This window comes from Candidatus Thiodictyon syntrophicum (assembly GCF_002813775.1).
In the GTDB taxonomy this organism is placed as follows: domain Bacteria; phylum Pseudomonadota; class Gammaproteobacteria; order Chromatiales; family Chromatiaceae; genus Thiodictyon; species Thiodictyon syntrophicum.
In genome coordinates this window covers 6,493,334-6,512,781 of record NZ_CP020370.1, presented here as the reverse complement: position 1 = coordinate 6,512,781, position 19,448 = coordinate 6,493,334, and the positions used below count along the sequence as shown (strand labels likewise).

Annotated in this window: 11 protein-coding genes; 7 read left to right on the top strand and 4 right to left on the bottom strand. The window is 66.8% G+C overall.

Translation table 11 applies throughout. From position 1 onward, the window contains the following. Window positions 1–7 precede the first annotated feature (7 nt). From THSYN_RS27895 to THSYN_RS27885, 3 genes are all read left to right on the top strand, one after another. Window positions 8–1,510 carry a hypothetical protein gene (locus tag THSYN_RS27895; RefSeq protein WP_100922000.1) on the top strand — a complete coding sequence of 501 codons (1,503 nt, stop codon included), beginning with the start codon at window positions 8–10 and terminating at the stop codon, window positions 1,508–1,510. A gap of 44 nt (window positions 1,511–1,554) precedes the next feature. Next, window positions 1,555–2,478: a LysR substrate-binding domain-containing protein gene (locus tag THSYN_RS27890; protein ID WP_100921999.1), complete on the top strand. Its 924-nt coding sequence runs from the start codon at window positions 1,555–1,557 to the stop codon at window positions 2,476–2,478. A gap of 76 nt (window positions 2,479–2,554) precedes the next feature. Beyond that, a complete protein-coding gene (locus tag THSYN_RS27885) occupies window positions 2,555–3,127 on the top strand; it encodes a Uma2 family endonuclease (protein ID WP_100921998.1) in 573 nt (190 codons plus the stop codon). Window positions 3,128–3,384: 257 nt separating this feature from the next. On the opposite strand, the gene THSYN_RS27880 is transcribed toward THSYN_RS27885, so the two are convergent. The 3 genes from THSYN_RS27880 to THSYN_RS27870 are packed head-to-tail and all read right to left on the bottom strand — an operon-like array spanning window position 3,385 to window position 7,743. Then, the gene (locus THSYN_RS27880; RefSeq protein WP_100921997.1) at window positions 3,385–4,203 is read right to left on the bottom strand and encodes a phosphoadenylyl-sulfate reductase; all 819 of its coding nucleotides are present in this window, start codon (window positions 4,201–4,203) and stop codon (window positions 3,385–3,387) included. Further along, on the bottom strand, window positions 4,196–5,899 hold the full coding sequence (gene cysI / locus THSYN_RS27875) for an assimilatory sulfite reductase (NADPH) hemoprotein subunit (RefSeq protein WP_100921996.1): 1,704 nt from the start codon (window positions 5,897–5,899) through the stop codon (window positions 4,196–4,198). Before cysI ends, THSYN_RS27880 begins: the two co-directional genes overlap by 8 nt. Before the next feature lie 17 nt (window positions 5,900–5,916). Continuing rightward, a complete protein-coding gene (locus THSYN_RS27870; RefSeq protein ID WP_216644641.1) occupies window positions 5,917–7,743 on the bottom strand; it encodes a diflavin oxidoreductase in 1,827 nt (608 codons plus the stop codon). A 285-nt stretch (window positions 7,744–8,028) separates the two neighbouring features. Here THSYN_RS27870 and THSYN_RS27865 point away from each other — a divergent pair, with 285 nt between their 5' ends. The 4 genes from THSYN_RS27865 (at window position 8,029) to THSYN_RS27850 (ending at window position 18,552) form a co-directional block, all read left to right on the top strand. Then, the gene (locus tag THSYN_RS27865; protein ID WP_236848729.1) at window positions 8,029–8,445 is read left to right on the top strand and encodes a septal ring lytic transglycosylase RlpA family protein; all 417 of its coding nucleotides are present in this window, start codon (window positions 8,029–8,031) and stop codon (window positions 8,443–8,445) included. A gap of 67 nt (window positions 8,446–8,512) precedes the next feature. After that, the gene (locus tag THSYN_RS27860; RefSeq protein ID WP_100921995.1) at window positions 8,513–14,992 is read left to right on the top strand and encodes an alpha-2-macroglobulin; all 6,480 of its coding nucleotides are present in this window, start codon (window positions 8,513–8,515) and stop codon (window positions 14,990–14,992) included. 306 nt (window positions 14,993–15,298) lie between these two features. Then, window positions 15,299–17,608: a penicillin-binding protein 1C gene (pbpC, locus tag THSYN_RS27855; RefSeq protein ID WP_157817984.1), complete on the top strand. Its 2,310-nt coding sequence runs from the start codon at window positions 15,299–15,301 to the stop codon at window positions 17,606–17,608. A 122-nt stretch (window positions 17,609–17,730) separates the two neighbouring features. Continuing rightward, entirely contained in the window at window positions 17,731–18,552 is an 822-nt protein-coding gene (locus THSYN_RS27850) for a Uma2 family endonuclease (protein WP_100921993.1), read from the top strand. A gap of 133 nt (window positions 18,553–18,685) precedes the next feature. Here THSYN_RS27850 and THSYN_RS27845 read toward each other — a convergent pair whose 3' ends face one another. Further along, window positions 18,686–19,351, bottom strand: a complete 666-nt coding sequence (locus tag THSYN_RS27845; RefSeq protein ID WP_100921992.1) for a cohesin domain-containing protein — start codon at window positions 19,349–19,351, stop codon at window positions 18,686–18,688. Window positions 19,352–19,448: the final 97 nt, after the last annotated feature.

Below are 19,448 nucleotides of genomic sequence, written 5' to 3'. Positions count from 1 at the left end.
TCTCGCTATGCGCCATCGCCTCGCCGCCCTTGTGCTGCTGCTCGCCGCCCCGCTCACCCAGGCGGCCATCCCGGCCACGCCGGTGATGACGATCTACAAGTTCAACGGCCCCTTCACGGTGCCCTACTACAGCGCGGACGGGACCCCGGGGGCCGGCGCCCCGGCGGGGACCCTGACCCAGGGGACCTCGGTCATCCCATGTCTTGTGATCCGCGACGGCAAGCCGCTGACGGACGCCAAGGGCACGCCCTACGTGGGCTTCGAGGTGGTCGTCGACCCGCGCCGGGCGACCCGTACCGATACGCAGCGCTTCAAGCAGGCGGTGGCGGGGCGCGCCGGGATGCAGGTGCAGAACCACCACTGCGCACCCGGGGTCAAGAACGTGATCGACGTGCGCCAGCTCTATGCCCTCAAGAAGGGGCCCTTTTTCGACCCGCCCGGCGCCGCGGCGGGCGGCGGCGAGGGGGCGAGCGGGCTCGACCGGATGGTGCGCGCCTTTCATGCCTCCCCCCAGTGCGAGACGGCCAACCGCTCCCTGACCGGGCGTCGTGCCGCCCTGGCTGCGGCCTGGGACGGATTCATCCGCGCCAACGGGCAGTTGGGTACGGACACCGAACTCGCCCGCGCCAAGCACCTGGACTATGTGATGCGCACCGCCCTGAACGAGGGCCATCTCAAGCGCGGCTGCAACGCCTACGGCAGTTGCGAGCGCAATGTCATTGCGCTCTCCATCCGCAACCGGGCCGTCGGCCAGTGCCAGCGCGGCCAGGGGTGCGGCTTCCCCGGGGACTTCCAGGGCGTCTCCTCGTCGGTCTCCCAGTACAACATCTGGGACGAGTATCTGACCCAGATCTCGGGCCTCACCTCCTGCTTCCTGCGCCCGGACCTGGCCGCCGACAGCGACTATGCCAAGCTCCAGGCCATGTATACCCAGAATGTGGGTGACATCGAGCGCATCCTGTACGGAGCCGACGCCGACCTCCAGGCGATCTTCCCCGGCACCCCCTTGGCCGACCTGAAGGAGCTTCGCCACTACTATCACGCCCCGGCCATGGGCAAGTGCTTCCCCAAGCAGCAGCGGGTGGAGTACATCTCCGGCGCCGTGGCGAGCCGCGGCAGCGACTATGCCCTGCTCGCCGACACCCGCATCCAGGTCGATGCCGCGGCCGGCGACGGCTACGCCTTCAAGCAGTTCCTGTTCGAGGAGAAGCCGGAGGGTGATGCCATCCAGATTGTGGACCGCTACCCCGGATTCACCGTCGATGGGCGCAAGGTGTCGCTGCGCGCCCCGTCCTCCTGTCCGCCCTACGGCGTGCCCGCCGGCTGTTCCTTCAAGCAGGTCGGCCGTTATCGCAAGACCCCGAGCTGGATCAACGAGGGCCGCCCGGTCGAGATCACCTGCAGGGTCAAGGACCGCGGCGAGACCTGCCAGGGCGCGGGCACCGCGACCACGGCCCGCCTCGGCGGGACCTGCGACGTGGAGATGCGGCCGGTGGCGGGGGTGCGTTAACCGTTTTTCGCGCGCCGGTTCTTTCGCCAGCCTGAGGCAATGACATGGAACTGCGCCAATTACGCTCGCTCGTCACCCTGGCCGAGAACGGTTTCAGCGTCAGCCGGGCGGCGGAGCAGCTCCATCTGGTCCAGTCGGCCGTCTCCCAGCACTTAAAACAACTCGAGGACGAGTTGGGCACCCGGCTCTTTCGCCGTCAGGGCAAGCGCTTGGCGGGGCTGACGCCGGCCGGGGAGCAGGTGGTGATCTATGCCCGCCAGACGCTGGCGGGGGCGGCCAGCGTAGCGGCCGTGGGGCGGGACCAGACGGGGCCGACCAGCGGCACCCTGCGCATCGGGGCGACCCACACCCAGGCGCGCTATGTCCTGCCGCCCGCGATGCGCCGCTTTGCCGCCGAGTTTCCGGCGGTCGAGGTCCAGATCCACCAGGGCACCCCGGGCCAACTGGTGGAACTGGTGGTGCGCGACGCGGTGGATCTCGCCATCTGTACCGAGGCCCTGAGCAACGAACCGGCACTGGAGGCGATCCACTGTTACCGCTGGAACCGCTGCGTCATCGCCCCCCTGGGACATCCGCTGCTGGCGGCCCCGGCCATGACCCTGGAACTGCTGTGCGAGTACCCGGTGATCACCTATGTCTTCGGCTTCACCGGGCGCGGCAACTTCAGCACCGCCTTTGCCCGCCAGGGCCTGCGCCCGCGGGTGGTGCTGAGCGCGGCGGACACCGACGTGATCAAGACCTATGTGCGCGAGGGGATGGGCATCGGGATCATCGCCGATCTGGCCTATGAGCCCACCCTGGATGCGGACCTGGGCCGACGGGACTTGAGCCACCTGTTCCCCTGGGAGGTGACCAAGGTCGCCTATCTGCGCGACAAGTACCTGCAGCGCTTCCAGCGGCGCTTTATCGACCTCTTCCAGGAAGAGTCGGCGCAGTTGAACCGGCGGGGGTGGGCGGGGCCTGGTTGAGGCGCGGCCGATCCGATGCCGCGCGGCCGGCGCGATTCGCTATACTCTCGGCATCGCATCGACACCGGTTCCGGTCATGGCCAGTTCCCTGAGACGTACCTTCGTCAGCCTGGACGACTACTTCGCCCTCGATCGCGACGCGGCGCCGCGTTGCGAATACCGCAACGGCGAGGTGTTCTGTATGGGCGGTGCCCAGCCCGAGCACAACACCATTTGCGTCAATCTGTTGACCGAACTGCGCACTGGCCTGCGGGAACGGGGCTGCCGGCCGTTCCCGAGCGATCAGCGGGTCAAGGTCAATGCCGGCAGTCCCTATCTGTATCCTGATCTGTCGGTCGCCTGCGACCCGCGCTACGTCACCATCAATGGACTGCGCACCCTGCAAAACCCGGTGCTGATCATTGAGGTGCTGTCGCCCAGCACGGCCGCGGATGATCGCGGTGCCAAGTTCCTGCAATACCAGACGATCGACACCCTGACCGACTATGTACTGGTGGACTCGACGGCCATTGCCGTTCTCCACTACCGCCGACGCGGGAGCTGGTGGCAGCCGCTCCTGATCGAGGACCCGGGCAGCGTGCTGGCGCTTGATACGATCGGCTTGGCGCTGCCGCTCGCGGCGATCTATCTCGACTCGGGTGTCGGTTAGAACCAAGCGAGGCAACCCGCCGACGGCGCGGGGTCTTGCCGCAGTCCAGGACCGCTCGGAACCGATCCGGCTCCCGCTCCTGTGCCCCCGTAGGATGGGTAGAGCGCAGCGAAACCCATCGTTTGCGCGCACCTAAGGCGTCGAATGCTGGGTTTCGCTGCGCTCTACCCAGCCTACGGATTGGGCGTGGAGCCGGTGGCGGGCGACTACTTGTCCAGTCTCGCGGCGGGCCCACAAGCGCGACCGGGCTGGGAAGATCACCAGGACAGATGCAACCCGCACTCCCGCTTGAGACCGCAAAACCGGGTGTCCTCCTCCAACATGCCCGGTGACAGCGGGACCGTGGAGTGCCGGTCGCCGATCGAGACATAGCCCTGCTCCCACAGGGGGTGATAGGGCAGGTCGTGGCGCTTGAGGTAGCGGTAGATGTCCTGGTCGGTCCAGTCGATGACCGGATGGACCTTGAAGCGGTCGTTTTTGACCTGGAGCACCGGGATGGCCTTGCGGCTCTCGGACTGCACCCGGCGCAGCCCGGCGAACCAGGTGCCGACGCCCAAGTCGCGCAGGGCGCGCCCCATGGGCTCCACCTTGTGGATGCGGTTGTAGTGCTCCAGGCCCGTCAGTCCCTCCTCCCAGAGGCGGCCGTGGCGCGCCTCCAGCCAAGCGGGGGAGAGGTCGGCACGATAGACCCGCAGATCGAGATCCAGCCGCTCCACCAGTTCGTCGATGAATCGGTAGGTCTCCGGGAACAGGTAGCCGGTGTCGATCAGGACCACCGGCAGGCGGGGGATGACCTGGTTGACCAGGTGCAGCATCACCGCGGCCTGAACGCCGAAGCTGGAGGACAGGACCTGGGACCCCGGCAGGTGCTCATGCGCCCAGGCGACGCGCCCCGGCGCATCGAGCCCGGCGAGTTGGGCGTTGGCCTGGTCGAGGAATTGCGGGCTCAAACGGTGGTCGGCGGCCGGCGTGGCCCGGGGCGCCGTGGTGCGCAGGGCCCGGGGGCCGACGCTGCGGGTGGCGAGGCCCTTGGGGGGTACACCCCAGGGGGTCTGACGGATCGCTTGTTCAGTCATGGAAATCACTCGCTGCATTCTCGACGCGCCGGATGATCCCGGCGCGGACCACGAAGTCACCGAAGCGCTCACCGGCCGCACGCTGCGCGGCATAGCGCGCGAAGAGCCCGTCCAGGGTGTCCAGGATCTCCGCCTCGGCGATGTTGTCCCGGTAGAGCTTGTTGAGCCGGGTCCCGCTGCCGTCGCCCCCGAGCAGCAGGTTGTAGGTCCGCGGCCCCTTGCCGACCAGGCCGATCTCGGCCAGGAAGGGGCGGGCGCAGCCGTTGGGGCAGCCGGTCATGCGGATCACGATCTCCTGTCCCGCCAGACCGTGGCGCGCCGCCAGGGCCTCGATGCGGGTCAGGAGGGCCGGCAGGTAGCGCTCGGCCTCCGCCATCGCCTGCGGGCAGGTGGGAAAGGCGACGCAGGCCATGGCACCCAGGCGGACCGGCGTGAGCCCGTCCGCGAGTAGCCCGTGGTCCCGGGCCAGGGCCTCGATCCGCTTCTTCTGCCGGGCGGGCACCCCGGCGACGATCAGGTTCTGGTTGGGGGTGATGCGAAAATCGCCCTGATGGACCTCGGCAATGGCCCGCAGCCCGGTGAGTAGCGTCCGCCCGGGCAGGTCCCGCAGACGGCCGTTCTCGATGAAAAGGGTCAGATGCCAGCGCCCATCCTGGCCCCGGGTCCAGCCGTAGCGGTCGCCGTGGTCGGTGAAGGCGACCGGGTGCGGCGGGGCGAAGAGGACCCCGGCGCGGCGCTCGACCTCCGCCCGGAAGGCCTCCTTGCCCATCCGCTCTACCGTGTACTTGAGCCGCGCATGGACCCGGTCGCCGCGCTCGCCGAAGTCGCGCTGGGTGGTGAGCACCGCCGCGGCCACGGCCAGGACCTGGTCCGGCGTGACGAAGCCCAGGTCGTCCGACAGCCGCGGAAAGGTGGACTTGTCCCCGTGCGCGGTGCCCATGCCGCCGCCGGCCAGGACGTTGAAGCCCAGCAGGCGCGCCGGGTCGGCCGGGTCCGCGATGGCGATGAAGCCCAGGTCGTTGGCGTAGACATCCACGTCGTTGTGGGGCGGGACGGCCACCGCGGTCTTGAACTTGCGCGGCAGATAGGTCTCGCCGTACAGGGGCTCGGACTCCTCGCCGCCGGCCACGCACTCCCCGTCGAGCCACAACTCGTGATAGGCGCGGGTACGCGGCAGCAGGTGTTCGCTGATGCGTCGCGCCCAGGCGTAGACCTCGCCGTGCAGGGCCGACTGGTCCGGGTTGGGATTGCACATGACGTTGCGGTTGAGGTCGCCGCAGCCGCCGATGGAGTCGAGCAGCACCTGGTGCATACCCTGGATGACGCCGCGCAGGTCGCCCTTGGGGATGCCGTGGTACTGGAAGGTCTGGCGGGTGGTCAGGCGCACGCTGCCCTGGGCCAGTTCGCGCCCGATGCGGTCGATGGTCAGCCACTGGGCGGGGGTGCAGACGCCCCCGGGCAGGCGCGCCCGCAGCATGAAGCTGTATTCGGGCTCGAGCAGCCGGTCGCGCCGGTCGGCGCGCAAATCCCGATCATCCTGCTGGTAGAAGCCGTGGAACTTGCCGATCTGGTCGTCGCCCGGGGCCAGGGCGCCGGTCAACTCGTCCGCCAGGCTCTCGGCCAGGGTGCCGCGCAGGAAGTTGCTGCGCGCCTTGTTCAACTCGTGCGGGGCGATGGGGGTGCTCAGTGCGTTCATAAATTCCCGGTGAAATTTCAGTAAAGATCGCGTTGGTAGCGGCCGTCGCGCCGCAGGCCGTCGAGTTGCTCCACGGCGTCCTCCCGGTCGCCGCCGGTCTGCGCCGCGATCAGCCCCAGCAGTGCCTCGTGGACCGCACGGCCCATGGTGGTGGACCCGCAGACATAGAGGTGGGCGCCCTCCTGGAGCCAGGCGTAGAGGTCGCGGCCCTGTTCGATCAGCCGGTGCTGGACATAGCGCTTGTCCGCCTGGTCACGGGAGAAGGCGACGTTCACGCGGCTCAAGACCCCGCTCTTGCGGTGCGCCTGCCAGTCGAGTTGGTAGAGAAAGTCCCGCCGAAAATTGCGGTTACCGAACAGGAGCCAGTTGCGCCCCGGCTCGCCGGTGGCCGCGCGCTGCTGCAGGAAGGCGCGAAAGGGCGCCACCCCGGTGCCGGCCGCCACCATGATCACCGGGGCGGCCCCATCGCGCGGCAGCCGGAAGGACTGGTTCTCCCACAACTGGACCCGCACCGGCGCGTCCTCGGCCAGGCGTCGGGTCAGGAAGCCGGAGGCGCCGCCCAGGCGCTCCTGCCCCGCGACCCGGTAATTCACCAGTGCGACCGTCAGATGGACCTCGTCGGGAAACTCCGCCTGGCTGGAGGCGATGGAATAGAGCCGCGGGCGCAGCGGATGCAGGAGCCCGGCCAGGGCGGCGGTGTCCGGACGGCCCGGGTGCTCCGCGAGCAGGTCGATGAACTGGCGCCCGCCGGCATAGTCGCGCAGCCGGGCGGGGTCTGCGCACAGGGCCGCGAGGGGTGCGGAGCCGACCAGCCCGGCCCAGACCTTGACGACCGTCGGGTGCAGTTGCGTCAGTTCCAGGCGGCCGCTCAGCGCCTCGCGCAGGGGGCAATCGGCGCCGTCCAGGGTCAGGGCGGCGTCGCCATCGAGGCCGGTGGCGTCCAGCACCGCGTCCACCAGGGCCGGGTCATTGCGGAACCAGACGCCGAGCGCGTCACCGGGCGCGTAGCGCAGGGCCGCGGGGTCGATGGCGAAGGCCAGGTGGCGGACCTCGCCCACCGCGTCTTGCGTGGTGAGCGGGCGGTTCTCCAGCAGGCGGGCGGTCAGCGGCTCCGTGGTCGGCGACAGGGCCGCGTCCGGGGGGGTGGACGGGGCCGGCCGGGTGCCCGGCATCTGGATGATCCTCGCCTCGCGCTGGCCCAGGTGCTCCGCCGCCCGCTCCAGGGCCTGCTGTGACCAGGCGCTCGCCGCCGCCTGGAAGTTCAGGTCGCAATACTGGGGGTCGAGCAGGGGCTGGCCGCCCAGGGCCCGCAGCCGACCCTCGAAATCCTTGGCCGTCTTGCAGAAGTGCTCGTAGCTCGAATCCCCGAGCCCAAGCACCCCATAGCGCAGGCCGTCCAGGCGCGGGGCCCGTTGACCGTGCAGGAAGCCGTGCAGCTCGCGGGCGCTCTCCGGGGGTTCGCCCTCGCCCTGGGTGCTGACCACCAGGAGCAGCAGCCGCTCCCGGGCCAGGTCGCGCGGGCGGTAGTCCGCCATCGATACCAGACGCGGCTCGGCCCCCCGCGCACGGACCAGCCCGGCCAGGGACTCCGCCACGGCACGGGCGTTACCGGTCTGGGAGCCGTAGAGGATGGTCAGGGTAAGACCTGGCTCGGGCGCCGACACGGCCACCGGGTTGGCGGCCACCGTCAGCCCGCCGAGACCGGCCAGATAGCCGCTGACCCAGGCCACCTGGAGCGCCGACAGGTCCGCGACCGCGGTTTGCAGACGCGCCAACTGGCGCTCGTCCAGCGGGCTGGTCAGGGGGGTCAGGTGCAGTTGGTTTACAGGGTTGGTCGCCTTCACGGGGCCTCCGGGTGTCGCTTGGGTGCGCGGGGGGGCTCAGGGGCAGTGCCGATGCCGACCCTCTGAGGAGGAAAGTATGGCGACCCCAGAAATCTTGAAAAGTGATTTATCATTTTTTTATATCTCGAAAATCGATATATCTCGGCAGCCGCGCGCCCAAATGAGGGGTTTCCTTGATCAGGGAATTCCCTTAGTATCCGGCCATCAGCAAACGACCGACCGCCTTCCCACCCCCGTCACCCGGGCAGGAGGGGACCGGTCGGCCCAGATAAATGGTTGGCAGTGATGAAAAAGACCCTGATCATGTCCGCGCTGGCGGTACCGATGCTCGTCGCTTCAGTCGAGGCCCGCGCGAGCCTCTACCAGGAACAGGCCGCGACCTCCCAGGCCGGTGTGGCCTCCTACTATGCCGACCGCTTCCACGGGCGGCGGACCGCCAGCGGCGCCCGCTACGACCGCAACGGCTTCAGCGCCGCCCATCGCACACTCGCCCTCGGTACCCAGGTGCGGGTCACCGATCTCGGTTCCGGCGACAGCGTGGTGGTTCGTATCAACGACCGCGGTCCCTTCGCCCGGGGCCGCGTCATCGACCTCTCGCGCGCCGCCGCCGCCGAGATCGGACTCACCCGCAAGGGCCTGTCCGAGGTTCGGCTGGAGGTCCTGAACCGGTCCCAGCCACTCACCCTGAGCGACGTGTTCTGACGGGCGGCCACCACCCGGCGGTCATTCGTCCGCGCGTCGCAGCCTCCTCGGCAGGAGTCCGCCCCCGATGATTCACTTACGGCTTGTTGTCCTGGCACTGTTCCTGGTCGTGCTCGCCGCTTGTCAGGAGCAAAAAACATCGGGCGCCCCGTCGGTTTATCTGCTCAACCACGGGGCCTGGACGCCGGTGCTGGTGCTGAATTTTGCCCAGGAGGTCGCACCGCTCGATGAACTGGGCAAGGCACCCGGCCAGCCGCCGCGGTTGTCACCCCCGGCGCAAGGCCAGTGGACCTGGCAAGACCCCTCGCGTCTGGTATTCACCCCGAGAGACGAGACCTTCCGGCCGGGTACGCGGGTGAGCGTCTCGTTGCAGGGCCTGGCGCTGCGCGATGGCTATCTCCCCAAGCCGTCGGCCTTGACCTACGAGACCCCGCCGTTGCGGGTCCTCCGCCACGAATGCTACTGGCAGGATATCTTGATCGCGCCGATGCGGCGGCAGTTGGACGCCGTGGTGGAGTTCAACTATCCCGTCTATCAGCCGACCTTCACCGGCACGCTTGGCGACAACCCGTTGCCGGATTTGTCTGGCGGTGCCGGTTCTCGCCTCATCGTCCATTCCTCGGCCTTGCTGCGCCCGGCGCAGGATATGAGCCTGAGCTTCCAGGTCAATCCCGGCCCCGTGCGCCTGCTGGATCGGGACCCGGCTGGCCGCGACGTTCCCGGCGCGGCGGTCACGCTCGCAACCGGCGCCGACTGTCGACTGCCCGCACTGCGCAGCGCCTGGGACAAGATCGAGGAGCAGCCGGCGAAACTGCCGACCGTGACCGGGCTGGCCGCGAAACTCAACGAGGGCAAGCTGGAAGTCCGCTTGCAGGGCCGCGAGTTGAAGGAATCGGCGAAGAAGACAGCGGCGGGCGAGGAGGCAAACAACGGCGTGGCGATCAGGCCCGCCATCGCCGGCCGCTGGGTTTACGGCGCTTCGGCGGCGGGCCCGGACCTGATTTTCACCCCTACTGATGCCGACGCCTGGCGGCCCGGGACCCGCTATGAAATAGCCGTCGCCGCTGCCGCCTTTCCGCCGCTGCTGTTCGAGCCACCGCAGGTCACCGCCACCGTGCAAACCCCGGTAATGTCCGGGTCCGTCACCAACCCTCGGCTATACAGCGATCCGACCGACCCGAAGATCAAGCGCGTCACGGCCACCCTGGACTTCAGCTACCCCCCGCAGAAAGACCGCCTCGCGGCCAACACCTCGGTGCGGATGCGGTTGGAGCCGGCCAAGTCGTTCACCGATGCCCGGGTGACCTCGCTGCCGTTCGCGTTGTCCTTTGACGAGAAAAATCCCAGGCGCGCCTATCTGAAGACCGCTCCCATCGCGATCCCGGACGAACCCGGCGAAGTCGCTATCGGCGTCGCGTCAGGGATGATGTCCAGCCTGGGCGGCGAGCCTTCCGGCAGCGCTTTCAGTACGAACCTGGGAATCCCCAGCACCGCCGATATCCTGAAATTCACCGCCGCCGACACCCAGACCCTGATCAAGGCCGACGGCGACATCGAACGGCTCTTGATCCTGCAAACCACCACGCCATTGCAGGACCCGCGGGCCTTGCCCGAGGCCGTAGAGGTCTGGCTATTGCCCGATTGCCATGAGGAAACCCTGGACCGTCCGTCGCTGTGTGAAGAAAAAGGCATTGGCGCATGGGACAGCGACGCGCAGGTGGATGCGGCGACGCTGGCGCTTTCCACCCCGTTGCGGGTGCGTTGGCGCGCTTCCGACCAAGAGGACAAGACCCAGAATTTCCTCGTCTTCCAGGCGCCTGAGAAACGCCAGGTGTTCGTCAATGTCAATCATGGTATCGCCGGCGAGGACGGCTTCATGCTGGCTCAGGACGCCCGCTTTCTGTTGCACATGGGGGAAAATGAGCGTGAGTTGAAGATCCTCCACGACGGCGCCTTGCTCAGCTTGAGCGGTTCAAAAAAGCTGGGCGTGGCAGTGCGCGGCGTGGATCAGGTACAGGTCGTGCTGCAACGGGTCCTGCCGCACAATATGCACCATTTCGCCCAGTTCACCCGGGGCGATTTCCAGAATCCCTCCTTCAAAATACCCATTGCGCATTTCGCGGAAAAATTCACCTACGATGAGGCGCTGCCGGCGGGTAAAGAAATGGAGCGGCAGTATTTCGCCGTCGATTTCGCCCGCTTCGCGAAGAAGGAAGGCTATCCGCCGCGAGGGCTGTTCTTGCTGTCGGTGACGGAGCAGAAGCGAAAGTCGGAGACCTCGGACGTGCCTTGCACCGGCCAGGATTCCGGCGACACCGACACCAACCCCGAAACCGCCGAAGACGCCGGGCAGGAAACCCCGGACAGTTGCGACGCGGCCGACGCGCCGGACGCAGAGGCCGACCCCGAGGAGGACGGGGGCGAGGAAGAGGCCCCGGCGATCAAAGACCAGCGCCTGGTGCTGCTGACCGATCTGGGTCTGCTGGTCAAGACCGCCGCCGACGGCCGCCAGGACCTGTTCGTGATGTCCTTGCGCAGCGGCCAGCCGGTCGCCGGGGCGCGCGTGTCCTTGCTGGGCATGAACGGCATCGCGCTGTCGTCGGCCAAGACCGATATGCAAGGCCGGGCCTCCTTCCCCTCGGTGTTGGGCCTGAAGGACGAGAAGGCGCCTTCGGTCTATCTGGCCGAAAAGGACGGCGACCTGTCCTTCCTGCCCTATGCGCGTGACCACCGGCTGTTGGACCTCTCGCGCTTTGACATCGATGGGCTGCGCGACGCACCGGATTCGCTGCGTGCCTTCCTGTTTTCGGATCGCGGTATCTACCGACCCGGCGATACCGCGCATATCGGCCTGATCCTGCGCAAGCGCGACTGGTCCACGCTGCCTTCCGGCCTGCCGCTGCAGGCCGTCATCACCGACCCGCAAGACCAGGAGGTGTGGCGGCAGACGATCGCCTTCGGCGAGGCCGGTTTTGAGGAAATGGCCTGGGCCAGTTCGTCAGCCGGCAAGACCGGGACCTATCGGGTCGAGTTGTTCCTCGCCGACCCGGCCAAGCCACCCAAGCAGGACGCCGAGCGAAAATCGCTTGGCCACACCACGCTGCGGGTGGAGGAGTTCCAACCGGATCGCCTGCAGGTCAAGACCGAGATCCCGGGTGCGCCGGGTGCGGGCTGGATCACGCCTGACGGGGCCAAGGCGCAAGTCACCGTGCGCAATCTGTTCGGCACCGCGGCGGCGGGCAATCCGGCCAGGCTGGAAATGACCGTGCGCCCCTGGTCGGGGCAGGTGCCGGGATTTCCCGACTACCGCTTCCGGGGCAGTCTGCAGGCCAGGATTCCGCAGGCCCCCGCGGAACTGGGCGAGGCCAGCACCGACGCGCAAGGCGTGGCGAGCTTCGACCTGCCGCTGGCCGCGATCGACGAGCCGGTCTTCGAGATCACCCTGGCCGGGGAAGGTTTCGAGAAGGACTCAGGGCGTTCAGTGGTGAATGTCACCTCCGCGCTGGTGTCCAGGCACGCCTTCCTGCTCGGCCAGTCGCCCGACGGCCCGCTCGACTATATCTCAAAAGACAGCCCACGCCGGCTGAGGCTGTTGGCCGTAGGGCCGGATTTCAAATCAACCGGGACCGCAACTGTTACGGCGCAAGTGTTCGAGCAGCGCTATCTGTCGACCCTGGTCAAGCGCGACGACGGGTTGTACGCCTACCAATCGGTGCAGCGCGACGAGCCCGGCAACACCGTGCCACTGGTGTTGACCGACGGCCGGACGGACTTCGACCTGCCTACCGACGACCCTGGCCGCTTTTATGTCGTATTCAGCAACGCGCAGGGCGAGGAGCTCAACCGCGTGGCCTATACGGTGGCGGGGGATGGCAATGTCTCACGCAATATCGAGCGCAACGCCGAGTTGAACCTGACGCTGAACCAGGCGCAATACCAGCCGGGTGAGGACATCGAACTGCAAATCGTCGCGCCCTACCAGGGGGCCGGCTTGATTACCATCGAGCAGGACGGCGTGATTGCCAGCCAGTGGTTCAACGCCGTCGGCACCTCCTCGACCCATCGTATTACCCTGCCCGAGGGCGTCAGCGGCAATGCCTATGTGGCGGTGGCCTTCGTGCGCTCCCTGGATTCGCGGGAGATCTATATGAGCCCGCTCAGTGTCGCCGTGGTGCCGTTCGCCATCTCCCGCCAGGCCTACATCAACGACCTGAGCCTGCAGGTGCCGGAGAAGGTGCGGCCCGGCACTTCCCTGGAGGTCCGCTACACCGTGACCGAGCCAACCAAGGTCGTGCTCTATGCCGTCGATGAAGGCATTTTGCAGTTCGCCCATTACCGCAACCCGGCGCCGCTCGATTTCTTCTTCCGTAAACGCGCCTTGCGGACCAAGACCCACCAGATCCTCGACCTGATCCTGCCCGACTATGCGCTGGTGCAAAGGCTCTCCAGCCCCGGCGGCGACGAGGACGCCGAGACCTTCGGCAAATACAAAAACCCCTTCGCCCGCAAACACAAGCCGCCGCTGGCCTTCTGGTCGGGTATCCGCGACGCCGCGCCGGGCGAGCACCTCGTCTCCGTGCCGATCCCTGACTATTTCAACGGCAGCATCCGCGTGCTGGCCGTGGCCGTCAACGCCGGCAAGCTCGCCGTACCGGTCAGCCGCAGCGTGGCCGCCAACCCCTATGTGATCGCGCCCCAGCAACCCCTGGCGGTGGCACCGGGCGATGAATTCGACCTGGGGGTGTTGGTCGCCAACACGACGGGCGAGGCCGGAGAACAGGTGCTGGCGGTTTCGGTCGCAGGGGGCGAGGCGTTGGAACTGCTCTCACCCAATCCGCAAAGGCTCACACTGGGCCCAGGCCAGGACGCCACGGTGCGCTTCACCGCCAAGGCAGGCGAAAAGCTGGGGCCGGTCGCCGTGCGCTACCAGGTCGAGGGCACCGGACACGAAGCGGCCTATAGTGAGGAGTTGACCATCCGCCCATCCCAGCCGCTACTGACCACGCTGCAAAATGGCGTGCTGCGCATCACCGACCAGCAAGCCGGCAAGACCGGCGCACTGGCGCTGCAACGCACGCTCTTCGACGAACAGCGCTACGCCGAATTTTCTGTCGCGATGACGCCGGTGGCGTATTTGCGCGGCCTGCTCGACTATCTGAAAACCTACCCCTACGGCTGCACCGAGCAACTGGTCAGCCAGGCCTTCCCGGCGGTGGTATTGGGGCGCAACGCCGAACTCGGCTTGTCGGCGCAGGACGCGGATCTGCTGTTTGGCCGTACCATGAAGATCCTGCAAACCCGCTTGAAGAATGACGGCAGTTTCGGCATCTGGTCGGTCGCCGGCCCGGCCGATCCATTCTATTCGATGTACGCCACCCATCTGTTGTTGGAGGCCCGCGAGCGTGGTCATCAGGCCGCGGATGCCATGTTCGAGCGGGCCATCGGTTACGCCGACCAATACACCCAGGAGCGGCATTACACCTGGCCCGAGCACCAGGCCCAGGCCTATGCCCTGTACCTGCTCGCCCGCCAGGGCCGCAACGTCGCCGAGCGGCTCAAGGCCTTCGAGGCGGAGTTGCAGCGGCAATGGGGGCAAGGCGCGGGCGCGGCCAACTGGGTGCGCTTCTTCCTCGGCGCGGCCTACAAGATCCATCACTTGGACGCCGACGCCGACCGCTATTTCGGCGAGTTCCAAAGGCAATGGAAGAGCACCGGGCTGCTGCCGTGGAATATGCAGGAAAGCCCGGAGGTCATGAGCCTGTACCTCTATCTGCTCAACCGGCATTTCCCCGAACTGCTGGACACGCAAGACCCGCAATTTGGCCGCTACCTTCTCGAACTCGGCCAGGACCTGGTCAAGCAACGCAGCAATTCGTTGCGCGGCTCGCTCGCCTTACTGGGGCTGGGAAGCCTCTGGAGCCGCTTTGCGCAGGACGACGCCACCGGCTTCGAGGTGCTCGCCGGCCAACCCTTGGCGCCCATGCCACTGCACGGGCAGACCGTCAAGCGGGCCTTGCTGGAGCAGGCGATGAGTCCGCTGCAGGTGCGCGGGTCCGGGGTGTGGAATCTCTATTATCAGGTGACCGAACGTGGGTATGACAAGGCGCCGCCGCGCGTCGCCATCAACCAGGGGCTGACAATCGAGCGCTGGGTACTGAATGAAAAAGGCGAACCGACCACTGAACTGGCATTGACGGATAAGCTGCATATCCGCGTGGGGCTGCACCCGGACCAGCCGGTGAACGATATCGCGGTGGTGATGCTGCTTCCCGGCGGCTTTGAAATCGATTTGAGCGAAGAGGGCCTGGGTGCGCGCAAGTCATTGGATATCGCCGGCAAACCCCTGTGGCAGCCCGAGTATATCGACGTACAGGAAGACCGCGTGGTGTTCTTCGGCGACCTGGACGGCGGCGAGCGCTATTTTGAGTTTCGCTTGAAACCGCTGACCGCCGGGGTCTACACGGTACCGCCGGTCATGGCCGAGGGCATGTACGACACCGGGATTCTGCATCGCGGACTGGCGGATACGATCAGGGTGAAAGAGTAGGGCACTTGCGTTTTTTCCGTGCCGGCATGAGGCCCGTGGGGAACGGTTCACTAATAAGTCAAACAAGCCCATTAGAGCCTGCTCTTAGCGCCGTTGTCGTTGTCGTTGTCGTTTTCGTAATCGAGGTTAATCGTAGTGCCCCGGATTCTCCCGCACCCCAAGTTGCATCGCCTATCCGATTACGACAACGACAACGACAACGACAACGACAACGAAAAGGACAACGACAACGATTGGGTTTGTGTTTAAGTTGTTCTTGATTCGTTGCTAAGCCAATGAATCATCCTTGATAATCTGTGTTCATCCGTGGCTAGCCGCTCTTTCTGGGATTGCCGGGCGCCCCGCAGCGCCCGCTATGCCGTCGCCCTGGTGGTGGTCCTTGCGCTCGGCTGGGCCGGCTTGGGTCTGATCGCAGCACCCCTGCTGGTCAACCGATCGAATGCCTCCTGCGCCGTCACCGACCGTGCCGGCAAGTTGTTGCGTCTGAGCTTGACCGGAGATGAGAAATTCCGCCTGTGGGTGCCGCTGGAAGCGCTGCCGCTTGAGTTGCAGCAAGCGACGCTCCGGTACGAGGATCGTTGGTTTTACCGCCACCCGGGGGTCAATCCATTCGCCTTGGTGCGGGCGGCATGGGGCAGTGTCGCGGCGTCTGGCCGTCGGCAGGGCGCATCCACGCTGACAATGCAATTGGCGCGCCAGCGCTTTCGGCTCATCACCCATACGCTGCCCGGAAAACTCCGCCAGATCGGCTATGCCCTGTGGTTGGAGCGGCATTTTTCCAAGGATGAATTGCTGGAGGCCTATCTCAATCTCGCGCCCTATGGCGCGAATATCGAGGGGGTCGGGGCGGCGGCCTGGGTCTATTTCCATAAACCCGCGGCCGAGCTGTCCCCCGACGAGGCCCGGGCCTTGGTGTTGATTCCGCAAAATCCCCGCTCGCGGGCCCCCCTCAGTCCGGCAGGTAAAGGGGCCCTGCAAGCGGCTTGGCGGGTCGCCTATGGCGAAGACCCGGGTTTTGAGCGCCTGGGGTTTCGACGCCGGGAGGATTTGCCGTTGCGTGCGCCGCATTTTGCCGAGCGGGTCTGCGGGCGCGGTGGGGAGGGCCTGGCCTCGACCTTAGACCCGACGGTGCAGGCACTCGCCGTGGAATTGCTGAACAGTTTTGTCCGCCAACACCAGGCGCAGGGCATCAGGAATGCGGCGGCGATGGTGGTCCAGGCCCCGCGCATGGAGGTCTTGGCCTATGTGGGTTCGGCCGGCTATTTTGATCGTCGCATCCAGGGTTTTGTCAATGGTCTGAAGGCCCGGCGTTCGCCCGGTTCCACCCTGAAGCCCTTTGTTTATGCGCTGGCGATCGGTCAGGGTCTGATCACACCGGATACCTTGCTGAAGGATACCGCGTTGCGGACGGGCGGCTACCAGCCGGAGAATTTTGAGGGCAATTATCTCGGCCCCCTGTCCGCCACCGCGGCCCTGGTGCGCAGCCGTAATATTCCGGCCGTCGCCCTGGCGGCGCAATTGCGCCGGCCGACGCTGTATCAGTTCTTGCGCCTGGCCGGGCTCAAGCCAGCGAGGGAGGAGGCGTTCTATGGTCTGACCTTGGCGCTGGGTGGGGCGGAGGCGTCCATGGAGGAGTTGATTGGACTGTATGGGTTGCTGGCGAATGGCGGGGAATACCGGGCCTTGCGTTGGTTGCGCACGGACGACGGGGCCGGGCCGCGGAGCGCCCCCCAACTGCTGTTGCCTCCGGCCGCCTACCTGGTCCGCCGGATGCTGGAGGCCAATCCGCCGCCGGAGCGAAGTTTCGGGCTGCGCTCGTTCAGCCGGAACCTGCCCGTGGCCTGGAAGACCGGGACCTCGTCGGGCTTGAAGGATGCCTGGGCCCTGGGGTTGATGGGGGATTGGCTGGCCGGGGTCTGGGTGGGCAATTTCGATGGAGCGCCGAACCGACACTTGGTCGGGCGCGACCTGGCCGGCCCCTTGCTGTTCAGCATCCTTGAGGCCGTTGGCCAGGAAGTGCCCGGGGACGGGTCGCAACCCGCGCCGCCGCCAGGTTTGAAGGCGGTGGAGATCTGCCCGGTGTCCGGCGCCTTGCGCTCGCCCTGGTGTCCGCATGGCAAGACCGGCTGGATCATCCCCGGCGTCTCGCCGATTGCGACCTGCACCGTCCATCGGCAGGTCTTCATCAACCCAGGCAACGGGCTGCGGCGGTGCCGGGGCGAGGAAGGGGGCAGCGAGGCGCAGGTCGCGGAGTTCTGGGATAGCGACGTGCTGGAGCTGTTCCGGCTGGCCGGTGTGCGCCGCGCATCGCCGCCGCCCTTTGAACGGCCGTGCGGGGACTTGGCCGGCGCCGACGCGGGGGCGCATCCGCCCACCATCGTCTCGCCGCTGGTTGGCATGAGTTATCCGCTCCGCGCCGATGGTAACAGCCGCATTGAATTCTCCGGCGTCAGCGACGGCGGCCGCCATCGCCTGTTCTGGTTTGTCGGTGACAGCTTCGTAGGCGAGGGCAATACGGTGTTCTGGCCGGGGCGGCCGGGCCGGTTTGTGGTGCGCGTCGTCGATGAACAGGGGCAATCCGCCGCCACGGTCCTGACCGCGATTCCAGTCGACTAAAGAAAACCAGCGGGCGGTCGAGGCCCCCGCGCACCACGGTCAGCTTCAGGCCCACAGTCAGCAGCCCTGCCGCGCCCGTGCTAGGATTTGCCCCAGGACCCCAACTGCCCTTGGTGACCCCCATGCCTGAAACCGCCCTGGCCGAGCCGCGCCGCACGCGACCTGAACCGGAGTGCCTGGCGCCCCCCTCCCAGGCCGGCCGCCGCGTCTCGGAGGCCGAGTATTGGCGCACCTACTACCTCGACTCCGACTGCCACTACGAATGGAACAATGGTCGCCTGGAGGAGAAACCGGTGTCCGACTATGAGACCTTCCTTGTCTACAAGTGGTTCATGCTGCTGCTGGAGCACTTTCTGACCGCGCGACCGATCGCGAAGATGGTGGCCTTGGAGATGGGCTTCCGCCTGCCGCTGCCGACCGGTACCGTCATCCGCAAGCCCGATTTCGGCGTGGTGTGCAATGACAACCCCCAGCCGCTCCTGCCGCTCGATGCCTCCTACGATGGCGTCTTCGACCTCTGCGTGGAGGCACTGTCGGACCTGGAGCGCCGCGGCATCCTGCGCGATACCCTGGTCAAGAAGGCCGAGTACGCCGCCGGCGGCGTGCCCGAATATTACATCCTGCACCGCACGCCCGAGCAGCAGGCCTTCTTCGCCCGCGCCGCTGACGGGCTCTATGCCCCGATCGCGCCCGTCGATGGTGTGATCCGCTCGCGGGTGTTGCCGGGCTTTCAGTTCCGGCTGGCCGATCTTTGCCGTCGACCCGAGCACGCGACCCTGCGCGATGATCCGGTCTATGCCGCCTTCGTCCTGCCCGGCTGGCGCGCGGCCGAGGAGCGGGCGCGGGAGGCCGAGCAGGCCCGCGACGAGGCCGAGCGGCGGGCACAGCAGGCGGAGCAGGCCCTGGCCCGGCTTCAGGCGCAACTGGCCGGGCGCGACGAGTAGCGCCGCACGGCGTGCGCGGCGATGGCCCGCTTCCCGTGCTATCCAGCCGCATGGGCTGAGGACTGGCACCTGACAGGCCGCGGCCGACCTCGGCGATAGGTTCAGGCAGGGTGACGTGAGGCTGGTCTACCGATCAGACGTCGGGCCGACTGTTTGACCACCGCCTCGCGCGGCACTCCCTGAATGCACGGGCCACCGGCCACCCAACTCCAGCCAATAGCAGCAGGAGCGGCGATGGGATCGGTACCTGGGTGTCAGAAACGCTCACGCTTGCGTTGCTCAGGGTTGCCGTCAGGGTTCTGCCCAGCTCATCGGATAACGCCAGCACGCCGAGTCCGAGGGCCGAGGTACCCGGCGCCACGGCGAGGAAGCTGATGGTTGCCAAGGTAAACGACGAGGCTTGATTGGCATTGAGGACCATCGGAAGATCAAATGACAGTTCAAACAAGTTGACCGTGCCGATGGCCGTGATGCCTGCGGCGACGAGGTTCAGCCCGGCTGCGAAGGTATCAAGCTGACCGTCGGGGTCGAGTAGCACGCTGTCGATCACCCCGTCGCCATTGCCGTCCGCGGGGTCAAGGCCCAGGATGGCCGGGTCGAAAGAGAGATTGAGGTCGAAGCTCCCGAGCGACGGCGCTCCGCCGGGGGCAAGACCTGCGATGACGATCGCTACTGATAGATTGCCCCCCTGATTAACTAATGGACTTGATGGTGATATCGAGATCTGGAGTGCCTGTGCGCCGGAACCGAACGCGAGCAGGACGGCTCCCAGAAGGAGGGGGTAGTGGCGGATTTTCATATGTGCTCTCCATGAGAGGTAAGAAGATCGATCGACTCGGCCACGGCAGCCCCGTCCCGCTCGGGACAAGGCTGTCCGTGACTACCCTGTCTGTCCA

What these genes read in the sequence shown, in the direction of transcription:
- THSYN_RS27890 (WP_100921999.1), top strand. Translation starts at nt 1,555, where the DNA reads ATGGAACTGCGCCAATTACGCTCGCTCGTCACCCTGGCCGAGAACGGT.
- THSYN_RS27850 (WP_100921993.1), top strand. Translation starts at nt 17,731, where the DNA reads ATGCCTGAAACCGCCCTGGCCGAGCCGCGCCGCACGCGACCTGAACCG.
- cysI (WP_100921996.1), bottom strand. Translation starts at nt 5,899, where the DNA reads ATGAACGCACTGAGCACCCCCATCGCCCCGCACGAGTTGAACAAGGCG.
- THSYN_RS27865 (WP_236848729.1), top strand. Translation starts at nt 8,029, where the DNA reads ATGAAAAAGACCCTGATCATGTCCGCGCTGGCGGTACCGATGCTCGTC.
- THSYN_RS27860 (WP_100921995.1), top strand. Translation starts at nt 8,513, where the DNA reads ATGATTCACTTACGGCTTGTTGTCCTGGCACTGTTCCTGGTCGTGCTC.
- THSYN_RS27880 (WP_100921997.1), bottom strand. Translation starts at nt 4,203, where the DNA reads ATGACTGAACAAGCGATCCGTCAGACCCCCTGGGGTGTACCCCCCAAG.
- THSYN_RS27885 (WP_100921998.1), top strand. Translation starts at nt 2,555, where the DNA reads ATGGCCAGTTCCCTGAGACGTACCTTCGTCAGCCTGGACGACTACTTC.
- THSYN_RS27845 (WP_100921992.1), bottom strand. Translation starts at nt 19,351, where the DNA reads ATGAAAATCCGCCACTACCCCCTCCTTCTGGGAGCCGTCCTGCTCGCG.
- THSYN_RS27895 (WP_100922000.1), top strand. Translation starts at nt 8, where the DNA reads ATGCGCCATCGCCTCGCCGCCCTTGTGCTGCTGCTCGCCGCCCCGCTC.